The organism is Bacillus subtilis subsp. subtilis str. 168, assembly GCF_000009045.1.
Taxonomy (GTDB): domain Bacteria; phylum Bacillota; class Bacilli; order Bacillales; family Bacillaceae; genus Bacillus; species Bacillus subtilis.
The window spans coordinates 2693401-2712576 of record NC_000964.3; the positions used below are offsets into that span (position 1 = coordinate 2693401).

Below are 19176 nucleotides of genomic sequence, written 5' to 3' on the forward strand. Positions count from 1 at the left end.
TTTCTTTTTCTATTCTCGGTGCAGAAAGTAAAATTATCAGCAGAGACACGACTGCTTTAAGCACTCAGCATCCGCTCCATTTGCTTTATTTTTTCCTCAAGTAAACGGATTGTTGGTGTAAGATCTTTACCTTCATTTCGATTTGAAGGGCCAAATATATAAAGTCCACCAGTTGCTTTTATATTCGTTTTCTTTTTCATTCCCAATCACCTAACCTATGATTTAATTGCATTCGATCGCCTCTAATAATCACTATGTAATCACGGCACATCTGGTGAATTCGTGAACCAAGAGCCTCGTCTATATCCAAAATCTCATCGATTGTTAACTCCGAAGAAATCAGCAAAGGTTTGTGATTTAAATACCGGTAGTTCAAGACTGACTGGATTTGTTCAACCTGCCAGTCTGTTGCCCTTGGTTGACCGTTTATTGGTTTAAATAAATCATCAATGAATAGAACTTCGACCTTTCTCATGGCATCGAGTTTTGCTTCTAAGTTATCAAAGTTAGCTTTCAAATCACCCATGCCCTCTACATAAGGGAAATACATGCAGTGTACTGATTTTTTCTTGATCAGATTATTCATAATCGCCGTGAGCAAATGAGTTTTACCGCTACCTGGCTGTCCAAGTAATGCGATACTGTTTTGCCTTTCTCCTTTGATCTTTTGAAAATCTTTATAGTATTCCACTGCACACTCATAAGCGTCCTTGATCATGTCTGGCTTACCGTCCGTTATGAAGTTACCAAAGAGAAGCTTTTCAAACTCTTCTGTAATGCCACTAGCTGCCATGAGTCTGGCAATTTTCTTTCGTCTTACACATTCACACTGTTTTGAATAAGTATCTTTCCATTCGCTAGCTTTATCCGGCGTACAAACCTTACCTAACAGAAAATCATCTTCCGACACCATATCGTCCGGAACCATAAGGTCTAACTGTTCATCTAAATGCCAAGAAGTGTCCTTATGGACTCGATAAACGACAATTCCACGATCCTTACAATAAGGACAATCAAATTCAGCCTTTTCTTCTGATACGGCCTGTTTTGTTCCCAAAAAGCGGGCTGACCTTTCCCGAAGTTCCTGCATGATCGTTTGAAATGCGGTGTCTATACTGACTGCTTTGTTTATAGCCATATTGTTTCTCCTTTCTCTTTTGAGTGAATGGATTTGATAAGATGGCTTGAACATATGACAAACTTGCAGCTTTCCCCTTTAATTGAAACGCTGTCTTGATAGCCTCCATCACTTTTTCCTCACCATAATCGTCGACCATGTAGCCGATCCGCTGTGCCTCCATCGGGCCGACTGACCGAGCAACTTTGTTTTCATATAGCTCAAAGGCATTTTTCATTTTGTCATCGACCTCCTGATGTTCAATCTGAGCTGGTTCCAAAGCTTTGTTCTTCATGTAATTTCCTAGTTGTATGTAGTCTGCATAATGAAGTATGGTGACGATGAGCCCTCTTTTTTGTGGAAGACGGTGCAATTTGATATATCCCTGTTTCTCCATTCGGTCTAGTGAGTATTTGATCTGTGCAGCTGACCAGTTAAAATCTTTTGCTAGTTCCACAACTTTGATAATGGTCTGCCCAAGTTCTAGCTCTTGATTTGGCCTGTATTCAGCTCTTTTGAACAAGTGATCATAAATTTTTTCATCCCTAAACTCTTTGAATGGTAGTCGGGGTATGACCACATACCCCATTGCTTTTATGTCCAAGTCAATCACCTACTTCCTTTCACAGAGTGCAGTTATGTCAGAGATGCCGGCTCAATCAAACGGAAGTTCATCGTCTTTTATATCTACAGGCTTGCCGTCAAAAGGATCGGTTTCTTGGGCGCTTGGTTTTTCCGTTTCATCTTTGTTTGAAGGCTCGGAATCGATAATTTCTGAACTGTCTGCCTCATTGGTAATGTCAATCCGTTCCCTTGTTTCATCTTCCTCAATAACTGCTTTTTGCATTTCAACAGAGAGAATCCCCCACTTGCTCAAAACTGCTTTTAATACAGTCTTAAGAGCCATCGCATCCCAGTCATTTTTCCATCCAAAATCAGACTTACTGAATTTCTTTTTGTGCTTCTCTACTTGTGCCTTTGTCCAGTACACTGTTTTTCGGAAGCCATTTATCAACTCAAAATAAGCTGCATAACCAATTACCGCGTCTGATTCTCGTTTTTCAAAATCAATCTCGATCTCCTCAGTCAACGGATTCCACTTCTGCAATTCGCCTTCATGAATCGGTATGCAATTGATGGATTTATATTGGCCTGTTCGTAAGGCTAGCTGGATATATCCTTTGTATCCAAGCTGAAATTGAGCCTTACCTCCGTAAGGAACAATCCAGGCATACCCTAAGTTTTTATCTATAGGTAAATCGAGTGTAGCTGCCACCATTGCTGAGGATATGACGCTCATAGGATCTGTTTTCTGTAGCATCTGCTCGCTGTTATAAAGGCTTAAGATAGAAGCAGTAAACTGTGTAGCCCTCTTCCCTAACACTTCCTCAAATCGTTTAATAACAGATGGTGAGGAAAGTAGCCCTTTCATTGTTGCTCCTTGTTGTTGCACAGGTACGTTTTTTTGTTTCTTTTGGATGTTGTTTTTAATTGATTGATTAGTAGCCATAATCAGCTAACCTCCTTGATTCCAAAACGTCTGAAATGAGTTTCCTTTTTAACTTTCTCGTATACATCCGGAAACTGGTCTTTGAGCTTTTTCGTGTCAATTCGATTTGAGACAACAGGCTTCCAGCAAGCTTGATAGTTACCGATAAACCCATACTCTGCATCCTTCATTTCATGTTTGATTTGGTTCTCTAATTCTTTTGCCTGGCTTTGAAGCTCTGAGATCTGTTCTTTAATAAGCAAGTATTGTTGAATACGTTCTCGATTAGCCGCAGTTAAATCAATAGCTTTGTTATTTTCCGTTTCGGCATATCGTTTTTTGAGGTATTCCTCCGCAGCACTTGAACCATCTAAAGCAGGAGCTTGTCCACCTAAGACCTTGTCATTCCAGAACTCAATCTCTGCTTTAAAGATCATGTCAATTAACTCGTCGTCTCGCTCAATCTCTTTCCAGACAAATTTGTTCCCGCCAATCAGCACAGCAAAATAAGCTTTCCGATATTCAGGTCCAAGCACACCCAGATAATGCTGGACCTGAACGATATAGCTCTCGGGGATTTCTTCGTCCTCCCATTCTTTTAAGTTGTAGGCTGATGTTGTTTTACATTCAAGGATCGCTTTTTCACCAACGATCATTCGATCAACATTAGCCAAAATGAAATTATATTCTGGATGTCTGAGTATTGCTTTTTTACGTCTAACCTTCTTGCCACTACGTATCTCAAATTCTTTTGCAACAATATCTTCTAGCAATGATCCAAAGTAAGCAGCTTCACTTTGCGATTCACTAACAGGGACCTGTCCTGTTTTGTCTAACCATAATTCAAAAGGTGTCTTCCACTTGTTCAGCCCCAAGATAATGGATGCATCTGAGCCGCCAATTCCTTTTCTTCTTTCAATAAGCCATTCATCACGGCTCATTTCAGAATTCTTAGCAAGAACCTCAGCCCGTTTGCTTGTCATTCCACCTAACCCCCATTGTTTTTATTGAGGCTATCTGATAAAATATTTGCACATGAGTTTTTTTAGATAGCCTTTAAAGAAGTCCACTTTGCCGAGTGGGCTTTTTTATTGCGCGTTTTTAAATTCAAAACCAAGTTGCTCCCTTAGATACCTTTCCAAGTTCTCTCTGAGAATGATTTCGCCGCCATCAATTACATAATCATCAACTGGTGTTACTTCATCACCGTAAAAATCTATTTGTACATCCGTTTCAGTCAGCTTATCGTGCCAGTTGTTTATGACCATTGGATTTTCGACCATTCTTATTCTCCTCTCTGAATTTGTCTGCACGTCTATCCCATAACAGATGGAATTCACTATTGTTACGAATCATCACACACCATTTACGAACTTCCAGAGCAGTTGCCGGTTTATGAACAAAATGAACCATCATCCTATACACCTGCTCACTACAGTTAAGTTGATACCTTGCTGTTGCATTTTCAATGCCGTTTCATAAAGGCGTCCTTTGTTTGCAAGCCGGCTAATATCCTCAGTAAGAACCTTGATGCTTCCAGCAAGACTAATCGCTTCTTCATAATCACCATCACGTAATGCCTCTGACAGCATGATTGATAGCTCTTCTGCTGATTCGATTTTTCTTTTTGCGATAGGAACATCTGCCTTCAAGAAATGATTAGTATTCATACTGAAACCGCCTGCCTTCCTTCTTGTTTTGCCATAGCAACTTGATCAACTAGAGCTTTCCGCGTCCATCTATCTGCAAGTTCCTGCATTTTCAACCCGTGAGTACGAACAAGTGAATAAATCAATGTTTTGTTAGCCGCAATCAAATCAAAAATCTGCTTAATATCGGCCATCGGCAGCTCCTCTGTTTTACCTGGTCGGTTATCCGTGAGCCAACGGGCTAAATGTTTGGTTGCTTGCAGTGCTTCCTCCAATTGGTGAACCATATTAATCACCGCATTACTTGCACATTCATTGAGTGCCGGATCAATAGGAGCAGCGGCTGTAGGATGAAGTTTGAATAAGTAATGTACAAGATCAATATGTTCATAGGCAGCGCACTTCTCAAACCATTTAATACATAACTCTGGAGTAAGCTTGGCAAGTCCATTTTCAACATCTGAAACATACCTTTGATCCTTACCTCCGATTAACTTGCCGATTTGGTATTGTGAAAGACCTGCAGCCTTACGGGCACTACGCATAATCTGCGGTAAATTACGCATATTGTATGGGTTGTTCTCCATATGTTTGCCTCCTGTTATATTAGGTTTTTAGTTTTAAAATTGAAGTTGAAAGACCATGCTGTTTATAAATGACTTAGGCTGATTCCTTTTTATTTTTTTGCGCAAGCTTCTCTTGGTGTTCATTCATACGCTGAACAAGTATGCCACTGAGGTATTTGTAGGCTTTGGCCTCTGCCTGTTCAAACAGTGGTCCTTTTTTCAAGATGACTTTCATAATTAAAAGGCCTCCTTTGTGAATTCTAATCATGCTGAATCCTTAGAATTATGTTTCGTTTCGTTACATACATCCTCAAAAAAAATAGTCCAGTCAAAGCCTAATTTCTCTCCTATTTTTTTTGAGACAATAACACTAGGCTTCCTAGTACCATTTTCTATCATGGTGTAGTATGCTCTACCAATCTGTGCAGCTTTGGCAACTTCTTCTTGAGTAAACCCTTTTTCTAAGCGGTTTTTCTTAAGCCATTTTCTCATCATTTTTCACCCCCTTAATCAGAAAATGTAACGTTTCGTTACTTAGATAATAGTATCGATTCGTTACATTGTCAACACATTTTCATAAAAAAAGTATCGTTTTGTTACCAAAACTTATATGTAACCCTTTGTTACGTTACAATGAGATATAGAATAAAAACAAAAGTCAGGTGATTAATATGTTCTCCGAGAACTTGAAAAAGTGCAGAAAACAAAAGAAACTAACCCAACAAAATATGGCTGATAAACTTGGAATTACTCGGCCTGCCTACACCGCCTATGAACTAGGTAGTCGTGAGCCTGACTATAAAACCTTAATTAATATTTCAAACATACTTGATGTTTCTTTGGATTATCTTCTTAAAGGAGAAAGCAATGAAAAAGTATTTCAGGATGAAGCAAAAAAAGTGTTAAACGATCCTGAAACATTCCTTGCAGCAAAAGACGGTGAGGTAACAGATGAGATCTTACAGGCTGCTTTGGAGATTATAACGGAGCAATTAAAAGAAAGACGGAAATCAGATAAATAAACGCAGTTAGTTTATTATTATTTATTTCTGTTTATTATGTTTAATTCTGTTTACTAATAAGATTTAGATTCTCATTTATATTTCATTCATACCCTCATTTAAAAAGTGATTTTGAATCCTTTACAAACCCTTACGTGACAAGGGTTTTTGTTGTTTTTCTCATTTATATTTTCATTTATGTTTCTTTTATATTCTCATGTAAAAAAATTGAGCGTTTATTGTGAGGGAAATTGCAGAGTATCGAAATGGGAAAAGAGGGCTTCTTGTTAAAAACCTTGCAAAGTGTATGTGAAAAAAATAAACAATACAATTATCGTAACAACAATAATTGTTTCTTTAATAAAATTTTTATTATCTTCATTCTTTTGTTTCTTTTTTTTAATCTCTTCTCTGTATTTTCTTTGAACCTCTTTCTTCTTATCATTATTTTTCATGATTAAACTCCTTTGAAGTCCATTTATTCCCTTGCCCCTATCATTTGCAATTGTAATAATTCACTAATGATTACACCAACAAAAAAGGATCGGCAAGTGCTTTTCACTCAATGGTAACCAACATAAGCACTAGCTGGACAGGTTTTAGGATGTATCTAATCGTTGAGGTTCCATTTCCTGCAACTGATCCAAAAACTTCCTTATGAAGAACAATCTCTTCTCTGTTGTGGGGATGCTACCAAAAATAGTAGGCAAATTGATAGCGGTATTAAAAAAACAGCTCATTAAATGCCATACTGGAACTGTCTTTGATTTTTGGATTTATTTTCTGATGCAGCTATTGCTATCCGTTAGTTTAATTAGAACTCAGATAATCCAAGACACGGTCAACTCTTTCATTGACTGAGCAGTCGTCTTCAATCTTTAACACTGGACAAGATAAATCTGCCATCCAATGTTCATGCAAAGCTCTACTTCTAACTTCCATTCCAGCATTATCATATAAAGAAGCCCACTCTAAAAATGTTTTTGATTGTTCATATTTACTGCCACCGGCTAACACTTCGTTTCCATAACGCTGAAATTCCCTGTGCCTTAGTCTCTCAAGCCGTATATCTTGTGGAATCCATAAGAAGACGACAAGGTCAAAATAACTTTTTAGATTATCGCCCCAGCCACACACTGCACCAGAAAGAATCCATTTTTCATTGATTGTTAAGTCTTTTTCAAGCAACTTTCTTCTTTCAGGAATTTCTCTTTTTTTAGTGAATTTGTCTAACCAATAGTAATTATCAGTATCAAGATGCGTATGAGGCAAACGCTTTGATAATGCAGCACCCAATGTTGAAGTTCCGACACCAGAGGCTCCCAATATGTGAATATTTTTTTTCATACTTCCCCTCCTTATTAAGCAACCAAACTCCCTGTTTGTTGCATAACGTACTTACTATTATTTTGACATAAATCCCTAAAAGACCTTTACTTTTCGAGGGAAATCCAGATGCGTGTTAAAATCATAATACTTACGAAAACAGTCATGATTAAACGGATTCATATTCCATCTCCTTAGACGCATTTTCCTATGAAAAAAGTCTTGATTTCCATATAATATTTAAACGAATCCAATTTTTAGATTGTCGTCTTTAAGGAGGTTTTTCATCTTGAGGTATACAAACAGTCATTTAGAGGATTGGATTGAAAACTTATACAAGAAGATTGATATTACAGAACCAGAACAAATTAATTTTGAACGGATTGCCGAGGCTTTAGATATCAGGCTTTCGTTTAAACCTGTTACAAGCTTCGCACTTAAACACAGCGGAATTTATAATATATGCTTGGACAGCCGTAAAAGCCGAACTGAACAATGGTATGATTTTGCTCATGAATTTTGCCATATATATAGACATGAAGGCGATAAAAAAACAATGCCTGCAACTTGGACTGATTATTTGGATTGGCAGTCCAATTATTTTACATATCACTTTTGCATTCCAACTTGCATGTTGCGTAATATCAACCTTCCGTACATACAATCACATGCAATTGAAAATGTAGCTTGGTTATTTAAGGTATCCCCTTCATTCGCTAAGAAACGTTTAAGCATTTATTACAGGAAACTGACTCAACATTTATTTAGTCAAACTGTTACGGGAAATTTATGCCCCCCCTTTTTGTAATGAATAATGAAATCCTCATGCATTTGCGCGCATTGAAAAAAACAAAAAAAGACGTCTCCCTTCACGATCCGATCGGGCAGGATAAGGAAGGGAATGAAATAAGCCTGATTGACGTTTTGAAATCAGAAAACGAAGACGTGATAGATACGATCCAGCTCAATATGGAGCTTGAAAAAGTGAAACAATACATTGACATTTTAGATGACCGTGAGAAGGAAGTGATTGTCGGGCGGTTTGGACTTGATTTGAAGAAGGAAAAAACGCAGCGAGAGATTGCCAAAGAACTCGGTATCTCACGCAGCTATGTATCGCGGATTGAAAAGCGGGCGCTGATGAAGATGTTTCATGAGTTTTATCGGGCAGAGAAGGAAAAGCGGAAGAAGGCGAAGGGGAAATAATGCAGAAGAAGCCGGATCTCATACTCCGGCTTTCTCTATTTGAAAGAGTTATGAAAATCATTTTTTTCATCGCTGATAAGCTCTCCGAGAAAGACAGGCAGGATCGTAACAAATAACTTGACTTATAATCCTCCCGCAGGCATTCAAAGCCGGACGTTCTAAAAGCTCTCCTGAGAAAATCCTTAGATCGGTATACTTCAGTACATCTTTAGTCCCTGCTTTCTTTATACAGGCCTCGATCTGGCTGTCGATGCTCGATCCCTTGATCGCTTGTTCCACGATATATTGCTATCACCCTGGATCTCCTGCCTATAAAGTTTTATTAAATAATGATAGCAATCGTTCATGCATTTGTCAGTTTGCAGTCCCTCGATGATTATTACCTTCATAAAATACATCACCCCTTGGGTAATGCTGCGTAATACCTGTTTGTCCTAATGAGGTGATTTTCAATGAGTATGAAAACAAATAAAAAAACCGATGGTTTGTACCATCGATCTGTTTTCTATATCACTAGGCCCTCAATATAGTAAATCTAGCTCATTGGTTATGAAAGCTTATTTTCATTACACACTATATATTCATTTGTTATCATTTCTATACGTTTATATCAATTATGGTAAAAAATGGTTACAAAAACCCAATAAACGTCCAACCTAACTTTTTCATCTTATTTATTAAGAATTTTAACCTCTTCCTTGTGAAATAAAGAAGCGATTTTCATCTCCAAACAGTTAATGCTATTTCATCGGGACATGTCTGTTAAAGTAGCCAATAAATACATTCGGATATCCACTTACAACCACGATTCAATTTGATCCACTACAGATTTCTGAGCTGACATTAAACAGATAGAGTTATAAAAATCTGTACCAGTTCCCTTTCACAATTAGGACATTTCGGCGGCGTTTCGGCATAATGCGAACTAATTTATTAATGTTCAACAACAGAATTTCGTCTATTGGCAATAAAGAATCCACAAATCATTGCAAGAATGGCCATCGCCCACCAGAACGTTGAGATCGCCTGATCATGATCGATGATAATCAAACGAATGACAGCTGTGATGCCAATATAAATGAAGTAGCGAAGCGGAAAATGAAAGTCTGATTTGAAGTATTTGATAATCAAAGCAATGAACTCAAAGTACATGAAGAATATAAGCAGTTCTCCAAGCATCTCATAATAGCTGTCCACTTTGTTGAACAGTGACTTGTATACGAATAGCACAATGTACCAAGTCTCGCTGATCAGAAGTGCGCTTAAGGCTAACGCCAGAAAGAACAGACAGACGTTGAGAAGCGCTTGTAACAGGTAAGGCACCTTTTTGAATTTGTTAGAAAATCTCATCATGTTGTCTCCTATTTCAATATATTCGTGGTTTTTATTCTCAGCCTACATCTTGGTGTTCCAAAATCGTAGCACAATGTAGTACTTAGAATTCTTTTGTATACTGTGAAACTGTCCCTGCATGCGGGACATCATTCGCGCAATGCTTCTTTCACCGAGTCCGTTGCTTTCCGGTGTTATATCTGCAAGTTTAATCGTATTGCTAACATGGATCTCAAATATCTCTTGATCCGATACAAACGTGATACTGATTTTTTCTTCCGGATCTGCGTATTTCAATAAGTTTGACATCACATTATCAAATACACGACCAAGCTCCTCCAAATTCACGTTAATATAGGTTTCCGGCAGCTCGCCTGAAATATGGACCCGAAAATGCTCCTGATGAAGGATAGCAATCTGATCTGATATTAGATCGTAGATCACTTCTTTCACTGCAACGGTCTCCAGATCGGCCTCATATTCCTTGTTCAGCAGGAAATACGCAAACAGATTGTCAGACAAGCTTTTTAATTGCAGTGCTTTACCATAAGCATTGGCTACATACCGATCTTTGCTGGCACCCGCTTCGCCTCCCTCTTTTTTGGCAAACTCCAGATTCATGATCAGCGACGTCAGCGGTGTGCGCATATCGTGCGACATTTCGGTAACCAGGCTGCGGCTCTCAGCTTGCAATTCCTCGATAGCTTTAAGTTTATCCAGGAAAGCTTTCCGCAGATCCTCAATGCTCTTTGCAATCATCGCTAATTCATCATGCCCTTTTATCGTCATCTCGTAGTCCAGTTCGCCCCCTTCAAGAATATGAATCTCTTGATGAATCGTTTTAAGGTAGCGAAGACTTTGGCGAATTCCGAAGAGAACAATGATTAAAAAGATGAGGGTTGCCCCGAGCAAATCCAATGCAAAGGCCAGATCATAATATCGGGAAGAGTAGAAACCGTCGATAATGACTCGTCCTTCACCATCGCTAAACTTGACAGGATGTGAATGATTTTGAGCGTACTGAGTCAGCTTTTCCTTTCCATAATCCGATTCGGAATAAATAGAATCATATTGCAGCTCCTGATCCTTGAATATGGTGAGGTTAATGTAATTTTCTTTTTTGACCCACTCGCCAAACGCTTTTCTATCTGATGTAGACAACTCATTTTCTGAAACGTACTTGCTGAATTTTTGAATGTATCTTGCTGACTCCTCGTGATAATACTCTTCCGAACTCAGATATCCCTCGATCAGATCATCTGTGATCTTTTGCAACGTCAGAAAGATCACACCACTCACAATCGCAGCAACCATTATCAGCAAAGCCAGTTTTTTGGTTAGCGTAAATTTAAGATGCGCCAAATCGATATCCTCTTCCCCATTCAGTTTTTATATAAACCGGACGTGCCGGATCATCCTCAATTTTGGAGCGCAGCTTCCGTATATGCACCATCACCGTATTGTTGGAACAGTAAAAGTAAGGCTGTCCCCACACACTCTCATATATATTTTGGGCAGAAAATATTTTGTTGCGTTTGTTCATCAGAAGTTTCAGGATACGATACTCCAGATCTGACAACTTGATTTGCTTCTCCTCTTTCCACACCTCATTAAATTCTTCGCTCACTCTTAGTTTGCCCCCGATAAGAAATGTTTCTTCCTGTTCCTTCTTTTCCTGATAGATAGTATATCTGCGTAATTGAGCAATCACTCTAGCGTGAAGTTCCTCTTCCGAGAATGGTTTAGTCATATAATCATCGCCGCCGGCGAGTAATCCCTCAGTTTTATCGAGTGTACTCGATCTGGCCGTCAGAAACAGAATCGGGACGTTAGAGGATTTCCTGATGTGCTGACATGTTTCAATTCCCGAAATGCCTGGCATCATAATATCCAAAATAACCAAATCAAGCGAGTCATTCACAAGTTGCAATGCTCGCTTTCCATCCTTGGCTCTTAGCACCTCGTAACCTGCACGTGTAAGGGATTCCTCCAAAAGATCACCAATATCCTCATCATCCTCTACGACTAATATTCGATAGGCCATGTCTCTCTCACCTCATGATTCTTGTTGTTATTTCTCGTGTGTCCTTACTATATATCGTTCATAGTAATAAGTACGTTATAAGATACTACGTAAATCTTAACAATTTATGAAAGCTGATGCTCGCCACAAATTTGTCACATTTTCTAAAAAAAATGATGACTCTTCATAAATTGTTAAGATTCGGTCTTTATATTTATCCATTGTAAGGCTCAAGTTTTTCAGATCCGCACTACACATTGCCGTGATAAATGGGAAAGGAGTATTGATATGATTGTACAAAAAGAAGGACGCGGGCAACCGGTGAGTCTGCGGGAACGGGTTCATTTTCTGGACATCGTACGAGGATTTGCCTTGCTTGGCATTATTATTGTCAATTATTTTCTGATCGTAGATTCAGTAAAGGGATTCGAAATGGCCTCCGATGACGTACTGCATAAGCTGGTTTCCTGGTTTGCCGAAGGGAAATTCGTTACGTTATTCTCCTTCCTGTTCGGAGTCGGGTTTATGATCTTTATGGATCGAGCCGCGCAGAAGGTAGAGAGTCCCAACAAGCTGTTTGCCCGCAGGTTATCTATCCTGTTGGGATTTGGCATTTTGCACATCACATTTGTTTGGGTCGGTGACATATTGGCCTTTTACGCCGTAAGTGGCTTCCTGTTACTCGCCTTCTATAAACGCACGGCCAAAACGGTGCTTAGATGGATTATCGCACTTATCGTGTTTCAATTCCTGACTCCTGTTTTCACAATGTTGTACAATGTCATCAATACTGCAGGGTCAAAAAACCCGAATTTTTCAGAGTTTACTTTGTTTAGCCACAGCAGCCTTACCTACATGGAATCCATCAGCACTCGGTGGACAGATATGGTCACGATGGCTGCCGGCTCTTTCTCTATGATCTATTCCATGTTTCTCATGTTTCTGCTGGGCGTGTACTTTGTTAAGATGGAATTTTTCAAAGACATGGAAGCGAAAAAGCCTATATGGAAGCGTATCTGGATCATTAGCACAATCGCTTTTCTAATAACACAAAGCAGTATATTACTAGACATGTTTAATCTTTCTGAGAATATGCTGTGGAAGGACATTTCCTCTGTCTTGGGTCAAAATGGCGGCTTAACCGGAAGTATGTTTTATATGAGCACTTTTGCAATGCTGTTTCTATACCTTCCTCAGCTGCGAGGCCCTATGATGATATTCACCAAAGTCGGACGGATGTCATTGACCTGTTATCTGCTTCACTCTATCATTGGAACAGTTCTGTTCCTCAGGTACGGATTCGGGCTTGCGGATCATATTCAATCCGCCGGCACGTTCATGTTCAGTCTGGCCGTGTACTTCGTTCTTATGAGCTTTAGTACATTGTGGTTGAAACGGTTTAGGTACGGTCCGATGGAATTAGTATGGCGCAAGCTGACGTACGGCAAAGTAAACGGGAGTCCCAAAGCAACTCCGCTGCATTCGGAAAAATCTATTCAGAAATAACCCCCTTGCACAGATTGCATGACTTCAAATTAGTGTTGTTGAATGAAGCGGGCATTAAACGGACAGATTTGATATATGGACTAGTTATTTTTATATCATTTAGGCTTCTTTGGGCTAATAAATCCACCAGAGTTTACTCAATGTGCATTGCTCATGATCGAATCTAAATTGAATCTTTTACGCATGTTCATAGTCAAAGGCGCCTCATTCGACTATTTTTGTAACTTTTCGCAGGAAAAATTCGAGAATGATGACAAATCCCGCATACGACACTTAATACGGTAGTGAACAATAGTAAATTAGGGTTACATGCAGCTTGTTTTCCAATGAAACAAAGAAAAAGAATCATACAAAAAGACAGGAGAAAGCTTTTGAAGTATTTTAACGCCAAATTTACCGCGGAAGAAAGAGCGATGGAATCACTTTTTTGTGAAAAGGCCTCGCAGAGCAGCTCGAATGTTTTACTGAACGACTGAACTCTATATTTTAGCAACTGAGGGAGTGAACAATCATGAAAACTAAAAATGAACCAAAAGTTATTCTGGAACTAGCAAAGGAATCTGATCTGCCAGAATTCCAAAAAAAATTACAAGAAGCCTTTGCGATCGCCGTGATTGAAACGTTCGGTGATTGCGAAGATGGGCCGATTCCATCGGACAATGATGTTCAGGAGTCTTTCAATGCTCCCGGAGCAGTGGTATATCATATTCTTCAGGATGGTAAGAATGTCGGTGGTGCAGTAGTACGTATCAACAGCCAAACAAATCATAATTCGCTAGATTTATTCTATGTATCTCCAGAATATCACAGCCAAGGGATTGGTCTTTCTGCTTGGAAAGCCATTGAAGCACAGTATCCGGATACTGTGCTTTGGGAAACCGTGACACCTTATTTCGAAAAGCGAAATATCAACTTCTATGTGAATAAGTGTGGATTTCATATCGTAGAGTTCTACAATGAACATCACTCTAATCCGCATATGCATCGCAATGGACGTGAAGATGACAAGCCCCTACTGAATGATGATGACTTTTTCAGATTTGTAAAGATTATGAAAAAAAAGGACTAAACAATTGAACACGGCGAGATGCCGCAGAGAGTTGCTGGTAACTTTTTTATATTTCATTATCAGAGGAAGGTAATAATGATGTTTAAAAGGTGTTTTGATCCCTGTCTCATAAACAGGGGTCAAAACACCTTTGAATCATCGGTTTCTTTTCTGACATATACCACGCCCACTAGTCCCTCAACATAGTAAAAACATATCATGAGTTACAAAAGCTTTTATTCAAAGCATATGTTTATTTTATTTATACTTATTTTCATCATTTTTCAGAATTCTGGACACAAATCGGGTACCTATTAGAGGCCAAGGAACTCTACATTTCATTAAGAAATACGTACTCATTGCCCTGCTTTAATTAATTTTAAGCCCTCGCACTATGCCCCCCCCTGAATTAAGTATTTGATGTAACTTTGAAATTAAGTTTATGAAAATCTGTCACAAACCCTTATTTCATAACACATCATTTGTTTCAGCTTCCCTCGCGAATACCGGATTAATGCTCGGCTTTAAGATAGTCAACCAATCTCTCCGCACTGTTCTTAACATCTTCTTTTGAAAGATGAAGTGTCCCATATTGTGTAAACGCAGGAAGAAAACGCATTCCTATATAGTTAGCAGTGACTTGAAACGGTCTGATAAGCTCGCTGATCGTGATATTATATTCTCCGCCTGCTTGATAATCAGATTCCTGTGCGCCTAAGGAGATAGCTAAGAGTAGTTCTTTTCCATGCAATTTAGTTCCTCCAGTTCCATAAGCCCAGCCATGTGTTAACACATCATCTTCCCATTGTTTGAGTAACGCGGGACTGCTGTACCAATACATTGGGAACTGAAAAACGATACGCTCATGATCTAACAGGAGCTGCTGCTCTTTTTCTACATCAATGATAAAATTAGGGTATTCACCGTACAGGTCATGAACCGTAATGTCTTTCTCTTGCTTTAAACGATTCATCCAGGTTTTGTTGACAACAGACGTTTCCAAATTAGGATGTATAACGATAACTAATGTTTTCATTAGACTGATTATCCTTTCTTTGCCAATTAGTTATTATTTTTTACGATAATGAATTGATTCTAATTTTAAAATAGCAACTTTATTTACACCTATTTTATCCTTTTTCATGAATTCAGGGCAACTAATTGGGCACCAAAATCAATGATGACTTAAGACATTGTTTTGTAGAAATCCGATATACAGAATAATCCATTATTTAGAAAATTTCTACCTTTTCCCTCAATCCTTACCAATTTAAACTCATTAAGGAGATACTTTATCACCAACTTTAAATAATAATGGAATAAGTGCTAATAAAATAATTCCTACAACCAACGTAGATATTATTAACTCCTTCCATACAATCAAATTCTTTAAAAACATTTGATAAATAACTAATGAGTTTACTGGAATGTTAAGCAATAAGCCCGTAAGAAGTCCAGGTGCATACTTTTTCATTACAACAGTTGCGATAAGATGTGGAAAAATAGCGTTGATAACCATAGAACCTAGAAAGCCAATGAAAATCCATTTTGCAATATCTGATTCTGGCATATATAAAAAACCAAATGCAGATAAATAAGCCAACATAGTTATAACAATGACAGCAAAATGAAATTCATTTGAAGTTACTGGCTTTTGAAACTTTGAAGATTGTTGTGACCACTCAGGTAACCAAATAGCTTCCTCAATATTATGAAGTGTAATAGCAAAACAAAAAAATGCTACGAAATAAACCACCTATCATTTCCTCCTCGGTGCCACAACCAATATGGTTTGGCAACATTATATTACATTTGAGGCTGATTGGATATGGTGTTAAAAGAGAGAAGAATCTGCCTTAGTAGTTGCTTCTTAATTATATGTGCAATAACGTGTTGTTACGTGGCATGTCATATTCAAATATAATAACTCTAAAGCAAACAAAGATACCTATATAGTTTGGCATCCTCTTTTTTAGTTCGAGTCCCTCTATTTATTTTGGGCACAAAATAGACATAATTTATATTGACTCATTATACCCATCACATACCATACCCCTTAAACCAATCAGGATTAAAATGTTTTAAAAAAGGTGATCAAAGATTAAGTTATGGTCTCTTTTATTTTATGTATGCTGTCTTAATGCAAAACAACACTGGACACCACTAAGTCAAATGCATTTCATGGTACTATAGTCAAGACTTGTCCAAGTCACCATTATCAAAATGAATTTCATCAAACACTTGAAACATTTATTGAACGCGGCCAAGTGTCATAACATTAATAAGAAACCAACGAGTGATGAATCTTTTAATCTTTCATTTTACCCGCTGGCTCATATCAAAGGAGCTCTAACCAAATTTTAATAGCTGTCGCACCTATTAATTGCGCTAAAACCCATTGCAGGAATTTTGTATTTACTTTTTGCCCAACTGATGCGCCAATAGGAGAAGCTATTAAACTAGTAATCATAAGAACCAGAGCTGGTACAAAAAGAACCTGGCCCGTGATTACTTTTCCAACTGTTGCGCCAATGGATGAAAGAAATGTAATCGCAAGAGATGAAGCGACTGTGACTCTAACAGGAATATTTAAAATCGATAACATAATGGGGACTAGGATAAAGGCGCCGCCAGCTCCTAAAATACCTGATACGCCACCAATGATAAACGCTAAGGAAGAAGCCAACCATTTATTAAATATCACTTCCTTATCTTCGCTATGTTCTTGTCCTTTCTGTCCTTTTTTAGGTATAAACATTAAAATAACTGCTATAATAGCCAGAATTCCGTATATAAAGTTAATTCCTTTTTCAGATATATAATGAGAAAAGTAACTCCCCAATACACTCCCTAAAAGGATGCTGCTTCCCATGTAAATAATTAATGTTTTATTTATAAGACCACTCTTACGATAAGCCCAAACACCGCCGAGTGTCGCAAAAAAAACTTGAATAGCCCCTATCCCTGAAACTTCATGGGCAGTTAATGACATCACTCCCACTAAAGAAGGAATGTACAATAGCATTGGATAATTAATAACTGCTCCGCCAATACCAATCATTCCGGAAATAAAGGCACCAATAAACCCTATAATGAAAAGAGTTGTGATAAAGGCAATATCCATTTTATTTGCCTCCTTTCATAGGAAAAGGGTATCTTTCTATTCGATACCCTTTCACATTCATTAGCCTTTTTGAATCCAAAATTTCAATATATCGCCCTCGTCCGTTTGCTCTAAAAGGTCATGTCCGCCTGATTTAGACCAGGCTGTAAGATCATTTTTGGCTCCCTTATCTGTTGCATGCACTTCTAATATTTGACCTGATTCCAGTTCATTCATCGCTTTTTTTGTTCTGACAATTGGCATTGGGCATGCCAAGCCTTTTGCGTCTAATACTTTATCTGATTTCATGTTCTTCTCTCCTCTTTTTAGCAGAAACTTGTGTTACCGTATTGCACAGCGGTTTGGGCCAATCTCCATTTCACGCTGTTTTTCTTCATCTGGGCTGATTTTCCCCATGTTTGTTTCTCGAATCTCTTGGTATGCATTTGGTTGCGGAGGCAAATGATCTGTTACTAGGTGTCTAAATTCTGTTTCATCCGCAATGTTCAAACCATGGTTCTCGCTAAATAATGTACTTAGTTGTTTACCAACACTTCCATTCTCATTTAGCTCGTCAATGATCATAAAGTGTGCCGGTAATACAATTAAATCCTTTGATAACGCTTTGTAACGGCTATAAAGCGTTTTTCTTAAATCTCCTACCCAATCTTCTGCCATACCGGCTAAGTCTGGTCTGCCGATTGAATCAATAAACAAGATATCACCTGAAAGAAGATACTGGTCATCGACAATGAAAGAAGTGGAGCCAATCGTGTGCCCCGGAGAATAAATCGGTTGAATTTTAATCGTTGTATTTCCAATAATAATGTCATTTCCTTCTTCCAACGGCTGATAATCGAATTCCACTTCTTCAGCATCTTTAGGCGGTAACCAGTAGGTTGCTTTTGTTTTTTCAGCAATGACTCTGCCGCCTGAAATATGGTCCGCGTGAAGATGTGTATCAAATACGTGAGTAATCGTTGCACCCTTCCCCTTCGCAAAATCTATAAAGAAATTCACCATACGTGTCGCATCAATAATTGCTGCTTCACCATTGGAAATGACCATGTATGACAAGCAGCCTTTACCGATTCGAACAAACTGATACATCTCACCGCCATCTTTTAAATCCCCGACTTTTACCGGCTCTAAATGTTCGCTCCATGCTTTCATTCCACCCTTAAGGTAGGATACAGAATGACCTGCTTCAGAAAGCATTTCGGATACCATGACGGATGAACCTTCTTTTGCGCAAACGACCAGCACTTCTTTATCAGAAGGAATTTTCTCCAAGATATCTTCTACGCCATCTAAAAGATCAAAATAAGGAACATTCAAATGGTCAAAGTCATGCCCTTCTATCTTCCAATCACTAAAATCATTTTCATTACGCACATCCAAAATAAATAAAGGTTCTTTGTTAAAGATTTTTTTGTCACTTCTTTTGGGGTCATTGCCTTTACGGTCATGTTTCAATACCTCCTATATCAAATCTTTTAGCGGGACTAAAACGTTAAGGATACATCAGCATCTTTCGTAAAACCAAAAAAGGTAACAGCCCCGCCTACTTCGATTCCTTCCATAAAATCATCTTTTGTTAAACCCATAACGTCCATCGTTATTTGACAACCAAATCATGCAACTCCCATTTCAATCAGTTAAGAATAGAAGGCACATTTGCGTTCCTACAACCTTCTGCGACATGCTCTTTTCCTTGTCGCAATATTACAGACTTTATAAGCATCAAACAGACCGCTATTTGCCGCAATAATCGCTACTCTTGTACTCATCTGTTCATCATGCTTTTTAT

At 38.4% G+C, this 19176-nt stretch carries 28 protein-coding genes, 1 pseudogene and 1 other annotated feature; of the genes and pseudogenes, 7 read left to right on the plus strand and 22 right to left on the minus strand.

Features of this window, described 5'->3' with window-relative positions; all coding sequences use genetic code 11:
- Positions 1 to 56: 56 nt before the first annotated feature.
- The 11 genes from yqzO to yqaF form a co-directional block, all read right to left on the minus strand.
- The gene (gene yqzO / locus BSU_26259) at positions 57 to 206 is read right to left on the minus strand and encodes a hypothetical protein; skin element (RefSeq protein ID YP_003097764.1); all 150 of its coding nucleotides are present in this window, start codon (positions 204 to 206) and stop codon (positions 57 to 59) included.
- A complete protein-coding gene (sknM, locus tag BSU_26260; protein ID NP_390503.3) occupies positions 197 to 1138 on the minus strand; it encodes a putative helicase loader; skin element in 942 nt (313 codons plus the stop codon). Before sknM ends, yqzO begins: the two co-directional genes overlap by 10 nt.
- Positions 1020 to 1697 carry a putative DNA-binding protein; skin element gene (gene yqaL / locus BSU_26270; protein NP_390504.2) on the minus strand — a complete coding sequence of 226 codons (678 nt, stop codon included), beginning with the start codon at positions 1695 to 1697 and terminating at the stop codon, positions 1020 to 1022. Before yqaL ends, sknM begins: the two co-directional genes overlap by 119 nt.
- Positions 1698 to 1772: 75 nt before the next feature.
- A complete protein-coding gene (yqaK, locus tag BSU_26280) occupies positions 1773 to 2627 on the minus strand; it encodes a putative DNA recombination protein; skin element (protein ID NP_390505.1) in 855 nt (284 codons plus the stop codon).
- 2 nt (positions 2628 to 2629) lie between these two features.
- The gene (gene yqaJ, locus BSU_26290; RefSeq protein ID NP_390506.1) at positions 2630 to 3589 is read right to left on the minus strand and encodes a putative nuclease; skin element; all 960 of its coding nucleotides are present in this window, start codon (positions 3587 to 3589) and stop codon (positions 2630 to 2632) included.
- A gap of 105 nt (positions 3590 to 3694) precedes the next feature.
- Positions 3695 to 3889, minus strand: a complete 195-nt coding sequence (gene yqaI, locus BSU_26300) for a hypothetical protein; skin element (protein NP_390507.1) — start codon at positions 3887 to 3889, stop codon at positions 3695 to 3697.
- Positions 3849 to 4022, minus strand: a complete 174-nt coding sequence (locus BSU_26305; protein ID YP_009513981.1) for a hypothetical protein; skin element — start codon at positions 4020 to 4022, stop codon at positions 3849 to 3851. The genes yqaI and BSU_26305 overlap by 41 nt, the downstream gene beginning before the upstream one ends.
- Entirely contained in the window at positions 4019 to 4276 is a 258-nt protein-coding gene (gene sknH / locus BSU_26310; RefSeq protein NP_390508.1) for a skin element; factor binding to DnaA, read from the minus strand. The genes BSU_26305 and sknH overlap by 4 nt, the downstream gene beginning before the upstream one ends.
- Positions 4273 to 4842 (minus strand): putative transcriptional regulator; skin element, encoded by a 570-nt coding sequence (gene yqaG, locus BSU_26320; protein ID NP_390509.1) that lies wholly within the window; start codon positions 4840 to 4842, stop codon positions 4273 to 4275. Before yqaG ends, sknH begins: the two co-directional genes overlap by 4 nt.
- Before the next feature lie 73 nt (positions 4843 to 4915).
- Positions 4916 to 5056: a hypothetical protein; skin element gene (yqdA, locus tag BSU_26330; protein ID NP_390510.1), complete on the minus strand. Its 141-nt coding sequence runs from the start codon at positions 5054 to 5056 to the stop codon at positions 4916 to 4918.
- Positions 5057 to 5085: 29 nt separating this feature from the next.
- Complete coding sequence (gene yqaF / locus BSU_26340) at positions 5086 to 5316, minus strand: putative transcriptional regulator; skin element (RefSeq protein ID NP_390511.1); 231 nt, start codon at positions 5314 to 5316, stop codon at positions 5086 to 5088.
- Between the two features lie 176 nt (positions 5317 to 5492).
- Between yqaF and sknR the strand changes: the two genes are divergently transcribed.
- Positions 5493 to 5843, plus strand: coding sequence for a skin element; transcriptional repressor of yqaF-yqaN operon (Xre family) (gene sknR, locus BSU_26350; protein NP_390512.1), 351 nt, complete (start codon positions 5493 to 5495; stop codon positions 5841 to 5843).
- Positions 5844 to 6109: 266 nt separating this feature from the next.
- Here sknR and yqaD read toward each other — a convergent pair whose 3' ends face one another.
- On the minus strand, positions 6110 to 6277 hold the full coding sequence (gene yqaD, locus BSU_26360; RefSeq protein NP_390513.1) for a conserved phage protein of unknown function; skin element: 168 nt from the start codon (positions 6275 to 6277) through the stop codon (positions 6110 to 6112).
- Positions 6278 to 6632: 355 nt separating this feature from the next.
- Positions 6633 to 7169, minus strand: a complete 537-nt coding sequence (yqaC, locus tag BSU_26370; protein ID NP_390514.1) for a putative kinase / phosphatase; skin element — start codon at positions 7167 to 7169, stop codon at positions 6633 to 6635.
- A gap of 268 nt (positions 7170 to 7437) precedes the next feature.
- Between yqaC and yqaB the strand changes: the two genes are divergently transcribed.
- From yqaB to BSU_26399, 3 genes and pseudogenes are all read left to right on the plus strand, one after another.
- Entirely contained in the window at positions 7438 to 7956 is a 519-nt protein-coding gene (yqaB, locus tag BSU_26380) for a putative peptidase; skin element (RefSeq protein NP_390515.1), read from the plus strand.
- Positions 7938 to 8354, plus strand: a sequence feature (Evidence 1a: Function from experimental evidences in the studied strain; PubMedId: 2163341, 7704261, 8969508; Product type f: factor). Its footprint overlaps the gene before it by 19 nt.
- Positions 7938 to 8354, plus strand: a pseudogene (gene sigKc / locus BSU_26390). It overlaps the preceding feature by 417 nt. The gene yqaB and the pseudogene sigKc overlap by 19 nt, the downstream one beginning before the upstream one ends.
- Entirely contained in the window at positions 8354 to 8470 is a 117-nt protein-coding gene (locus BSU_26399) for a hypothetical protein (RefSeq protein YP_009513982.1), read from the plus strand. The pseudogene sigKc and the gene BSU_26399 overlap by 1 nt, the downstream one beginning before the upstream one ends.
- A gap of 108 nt (positions 8471 to 8578) precedes the next feature.
- On the opposite strand, the gene yrkS is transcribed toward BSU_26399, so the two are convergent.
- The 4 genes from yrkS to yrkP all read right to left on the minus strand — a co-directional run bounded on the left by yrkS (position 8579) and on the right by yrkP (position 11730).
- Positions 8579 to 8743 (minus strand): hypothetical protein, encoded by a 165-nt coding sequence (gene yrkS / locus BSU_26400; protein NP_390517.1) that lies wholly within the window; start codon positions 8741 to 8743, stop codon positions 8579 to 8581.
- A 544-nt stretch (positions 8744 to 9287) separates the two neighbouring features.
- On the minus strand, positions 9288 to 9704 hold the full coding sequence (psiE, locus tag BSU_26410; protein NP_390518.2) for a phosphate starvation inducible protein: 417 nt from the start codon (positions 9702 to 9704) through the stop codon (positions 9288 to 9290).
- Positions 9705 to 9749: 45 nt separating this feature from the next.
- A complete protein-coding gene (gene yrkQ, locus BSU_26420) occupies positions 9750 to 11048 on the minus strand; it encodes a two-component sensor histidine kinase [YrkP] (RefSeq protein ID NP_390519.1) in 1299 nt (432 codons plus the stop codon).
- Complete coding sequence (yrkP, locus tag BSU_26430) at positions 11035 to 11730, minus strand: two-component response regulator [YrkQ] (protein ID NP_390520.1); 696 nt, start codon at positions 11728 to 11730, stop codon at positions 11035 to 11037. The genes yrkQ and yrkP overlap by 14 nt, the downstream gene beginning before the upstream one ends.
- A 267-nt stretch (positions 11731 to 11997) precedes the next feature.
- On the opposite strand from yrkP, the gene yrkO reads away from it, so the two are divergent.
- From yrkO to yrkN, 3 genes are all read left to right on the plus strand, one after another.
- Complete coding sequence (gene yrkO / locus BSU_26440) at positions 11998 to 13215, plus strand: putative integral inner membrane protein (protein ID NP_390521.1); 1218 nt, start codon at positions 11998 to 12000, stop codon at positions 13213 to 13215.
- Positions 13134 to 13382 carry a hypothetical protein gene (locus BSU_26449; protein YP_009513983.1) on the plus strand — a complete coding sequence of 83 codons (249 nt, stop codon included), beginning with the start codon at positions 13134 to 13136 and terminating at the stop codon, positions 13380 to 13382. Before yrkO ends, BSU_26449 begins: the two co-directional genes overlap by 82 nt.
- Positions 13383 to 13726: 344 nt before the next feature.
- Positions 13727 to 14284, plus strand: a complete 558-nt coding sequence (yrkN, locus tag BSU_26450; protein ID NP_390522.1) for a putative N-acetyltransferase — start codon at positions 13727 to 13729, stop codon at positions 14282 to 14284.
- A 490-nt stretch (positions 14285 to 14774) separates the two neighbouring features.
- Here the strand turns inward: yrkN and yrkL are convergent, their stop codons facing one another.
- From yrkL to yrkH, 5 genes are all read right to left on the minus strand, one after another.
- The gene (gene yrkL, locus BSU_26470; protein ID NP_390524.2) at positions 14775 to 15299 is read right to left on the minus strand and encodes a putative NAD(P)H oxidoreductase; all 525 of its coding nucleotides are present in this window, start codon (positions 15297 to 15299) and stop codon (positions 14775 to 14777) included.
- Positions 15300 to 15542: 243 nt separating this feature from the next.
- Positions 15543 to 16019: a putative integral inner membrane protein gene (gene yrkK / locus BSU_26480; protein ID NP_390525.2), complete on the minus strand. Its 477-nt coding sequence runs from the start codon at positions 16017 to 16019 to the stop codon at positions 15543 to 15545.
- Between the two features lie 582 nt (positions 16020 to 16601).
- Positions 16602 to 17387: a putative permease gene (gene yrkJ / locus BSU_26490; RefSeq protein ID NP_390526.1), complete on the minus strand. Its 786-nt coding sequence runs from the start codon at positions 17385 to 17387 to the stop codon at positions 16602 to 16604.
- 60 nt (positions 17388 to 17447) lie between these two features.
- On the minus strand, positions 17448 to 17675 hold the full coding sequence (gene yrkI, locus BSU_26500; RefSeq protein ID NP_390527.1) for a putative sulfur-carrier protein: 228 nt from the start codon (positions 17673 to 17675) through the stop codon (positions 17448 to 17450).
- 33 nt (positions 17676 to 17708) lie between these two features.
- Positions 17709 to 18842: a putative sulfur transferase / hydrolase gene (yrkH, locus tag BSU_26510; RefSeq protein NP_390528.2), complete on the minus strand. Its 1134-nt coding sequence runs from the start codon at positions 18840 to 18842 to the stop codon at positions 17709 to 17711.
- Between the last annotated feature and the right edge of the window lie 334 nt (positions 18843 to 19176).

What these genes read in the sequence shown, in the direction of transcription:
- sknM (NP_390503.3), bottom strand. Translation starts at nt 1,138, where the DNA reads ATGGCTATAAACAAAGCAGTCAGTATAGACACCGCATTTCAAACGATC.
- yqaK (NP_390505.1), bottom strand. Translation starts at nt 2,627, where the DNA reads ATGGCTACTAATCAATCAATTAAAAACAACATCCAAAAGAAACAAAAA.
- yqaJ (NP_390506.1), bottom strand. Translation starts at nt 3,589, where the DNA reads ATGACAAGCAAACGGGCTGAGGTTCTTGCTAAGAATTCTGAAATGAGC.
- yqaI (NP_390507.1), bottom strand. Translation starts at nt 3,889, where the DNA reads ATGGTCGAAAATCCAATGGTCATAAACAACTGGCACGATAAGCTGACT.
- BSU_26305 (YP_009513981.1), bottom strand. Translation starts at nt 4,022, where the DNA reads ATGATGGTTCATTTTGTTCATAAACCGGCAACTGCTCTGGAAGTTCGT.
- sknH (NP_390508.1), bottom strand. Translation starts at nt 4,276, where the DNA reads ATGAATACTAATCATTTCTTGAAGGCAGATGTTCCTATCGCAAAAAGA.
- yqaG (NP_390509.1), bottom strand. Translation starts at nt 4,842, where the DNA reads ATGGAGAACAACCCATACAATATGCGTAATTTACCGCAGATTATGCGT.
- yqdA (NP_390510.1), bottom strand. Translation starts at nt 5,056, where the DNA reads ATGAAAGTCATCTTGAAAAAAGGACCACTGTTTGAACAGGCAGAGGCC.
- yqaF (NP_390511.1), bottom strand. Translation starts at nt 5,316, where the DNA reads ATGATGAGAAAATGGCTTAAGAAAAACCGCTTAGAAAAAGGGTTTACT.
- sknR (NP_390512.1), top strand. Translation starts at nt 5,493, where the DNA reads ATGTTCTCCGAGAACTTGAAAAAGTGCAGAAAACAAAAGAAACTAACC.
- yqaD (NP_390513.1), bottom strand. Translation starts at nt 6,277, where the DNA reads ATGAAAAATAATGATAAGAAGAAAGAGGTTCAAAGAAAATACAGAGAA.
- yqaC (NP_390514.1), bottom strand. Translation starts at nt 7,169, where the DNA reads ATGAAAAAAAATATTCACATATTGGGAGCCTCTGGTGTCGGAACTTCA.
- BSU_26399 (YP_009513982.1), top strand. Translation starts at nt 8,354, where the DNA reads ATGCAGAAGAAGCCGGATCTCATACTCCGGCTTTCTCTATTTGAAAGA.
- yrkS (NP_390517.1), bottom strand. Translation starts at nt 8,743, where the DNA reads ATGAAGGTAATAATCATCGAGGGACTGCAAACTGACAAATGCATGAAC.
- psiE (NP_390518.2), bottom strand. Translation starts at nt 9,704, where the DNA reads ATGAGATTTTCTAACAAATTCAAAAAGGTGCCTTACCTGTTACAAGCG.
- yrkP (NP_390520.1), bottom strand. Translation starts at nt 11,730, where the DNA reads ATGGCCTATCGAATATTAGTCGTAGAGGATGATGAGGATATTGGTGAT.
- yrkO (NP_390521.1), top strand. Translation starts at nt 11,998, where the DNA reads ATGATTGTACAAAAAGAAGGACGCGGGCAACCGGTGAGTCTGCGGGAA.
- BSU_26449 (YP_009513983.1), top strand. Translation starts at nt 13,134, where the DNA reads ATGGCGCAAGCTGACGTACGGCAAAGTAAACGGGAGTCCCAAAGCAAC.
- yrkN (NP_390522.1), top strand. Translation starts at nt 13,727, where the DNA reads ATGAAAACTAAAAATGAACCAAAAGTTATTCTGGAACTAGCAAAGGAA.
- yrkL (NP_390524.2), bottom strand. Translation starts at nt 15,299, where the DNA reads ATGAAAACATTAGTTATCGTTATACATCCTAATTTGGAAACGTCTGTT.
- yrkJ (NP_390526.1), bottom strand. Translation starts at nt 17,387, where the DNA reads ATGGATATTGCCTTTATCACAACTCTTTTCATTATAGGGTTTATTGGT.
- yrkI (NP_390527.1), bottom strand. Translation starts at nt 17,675, where the DNA reads ATGAAATCAGATAAAGTATTAGACGCAAAAGGCTTGGCATGCCCAATG.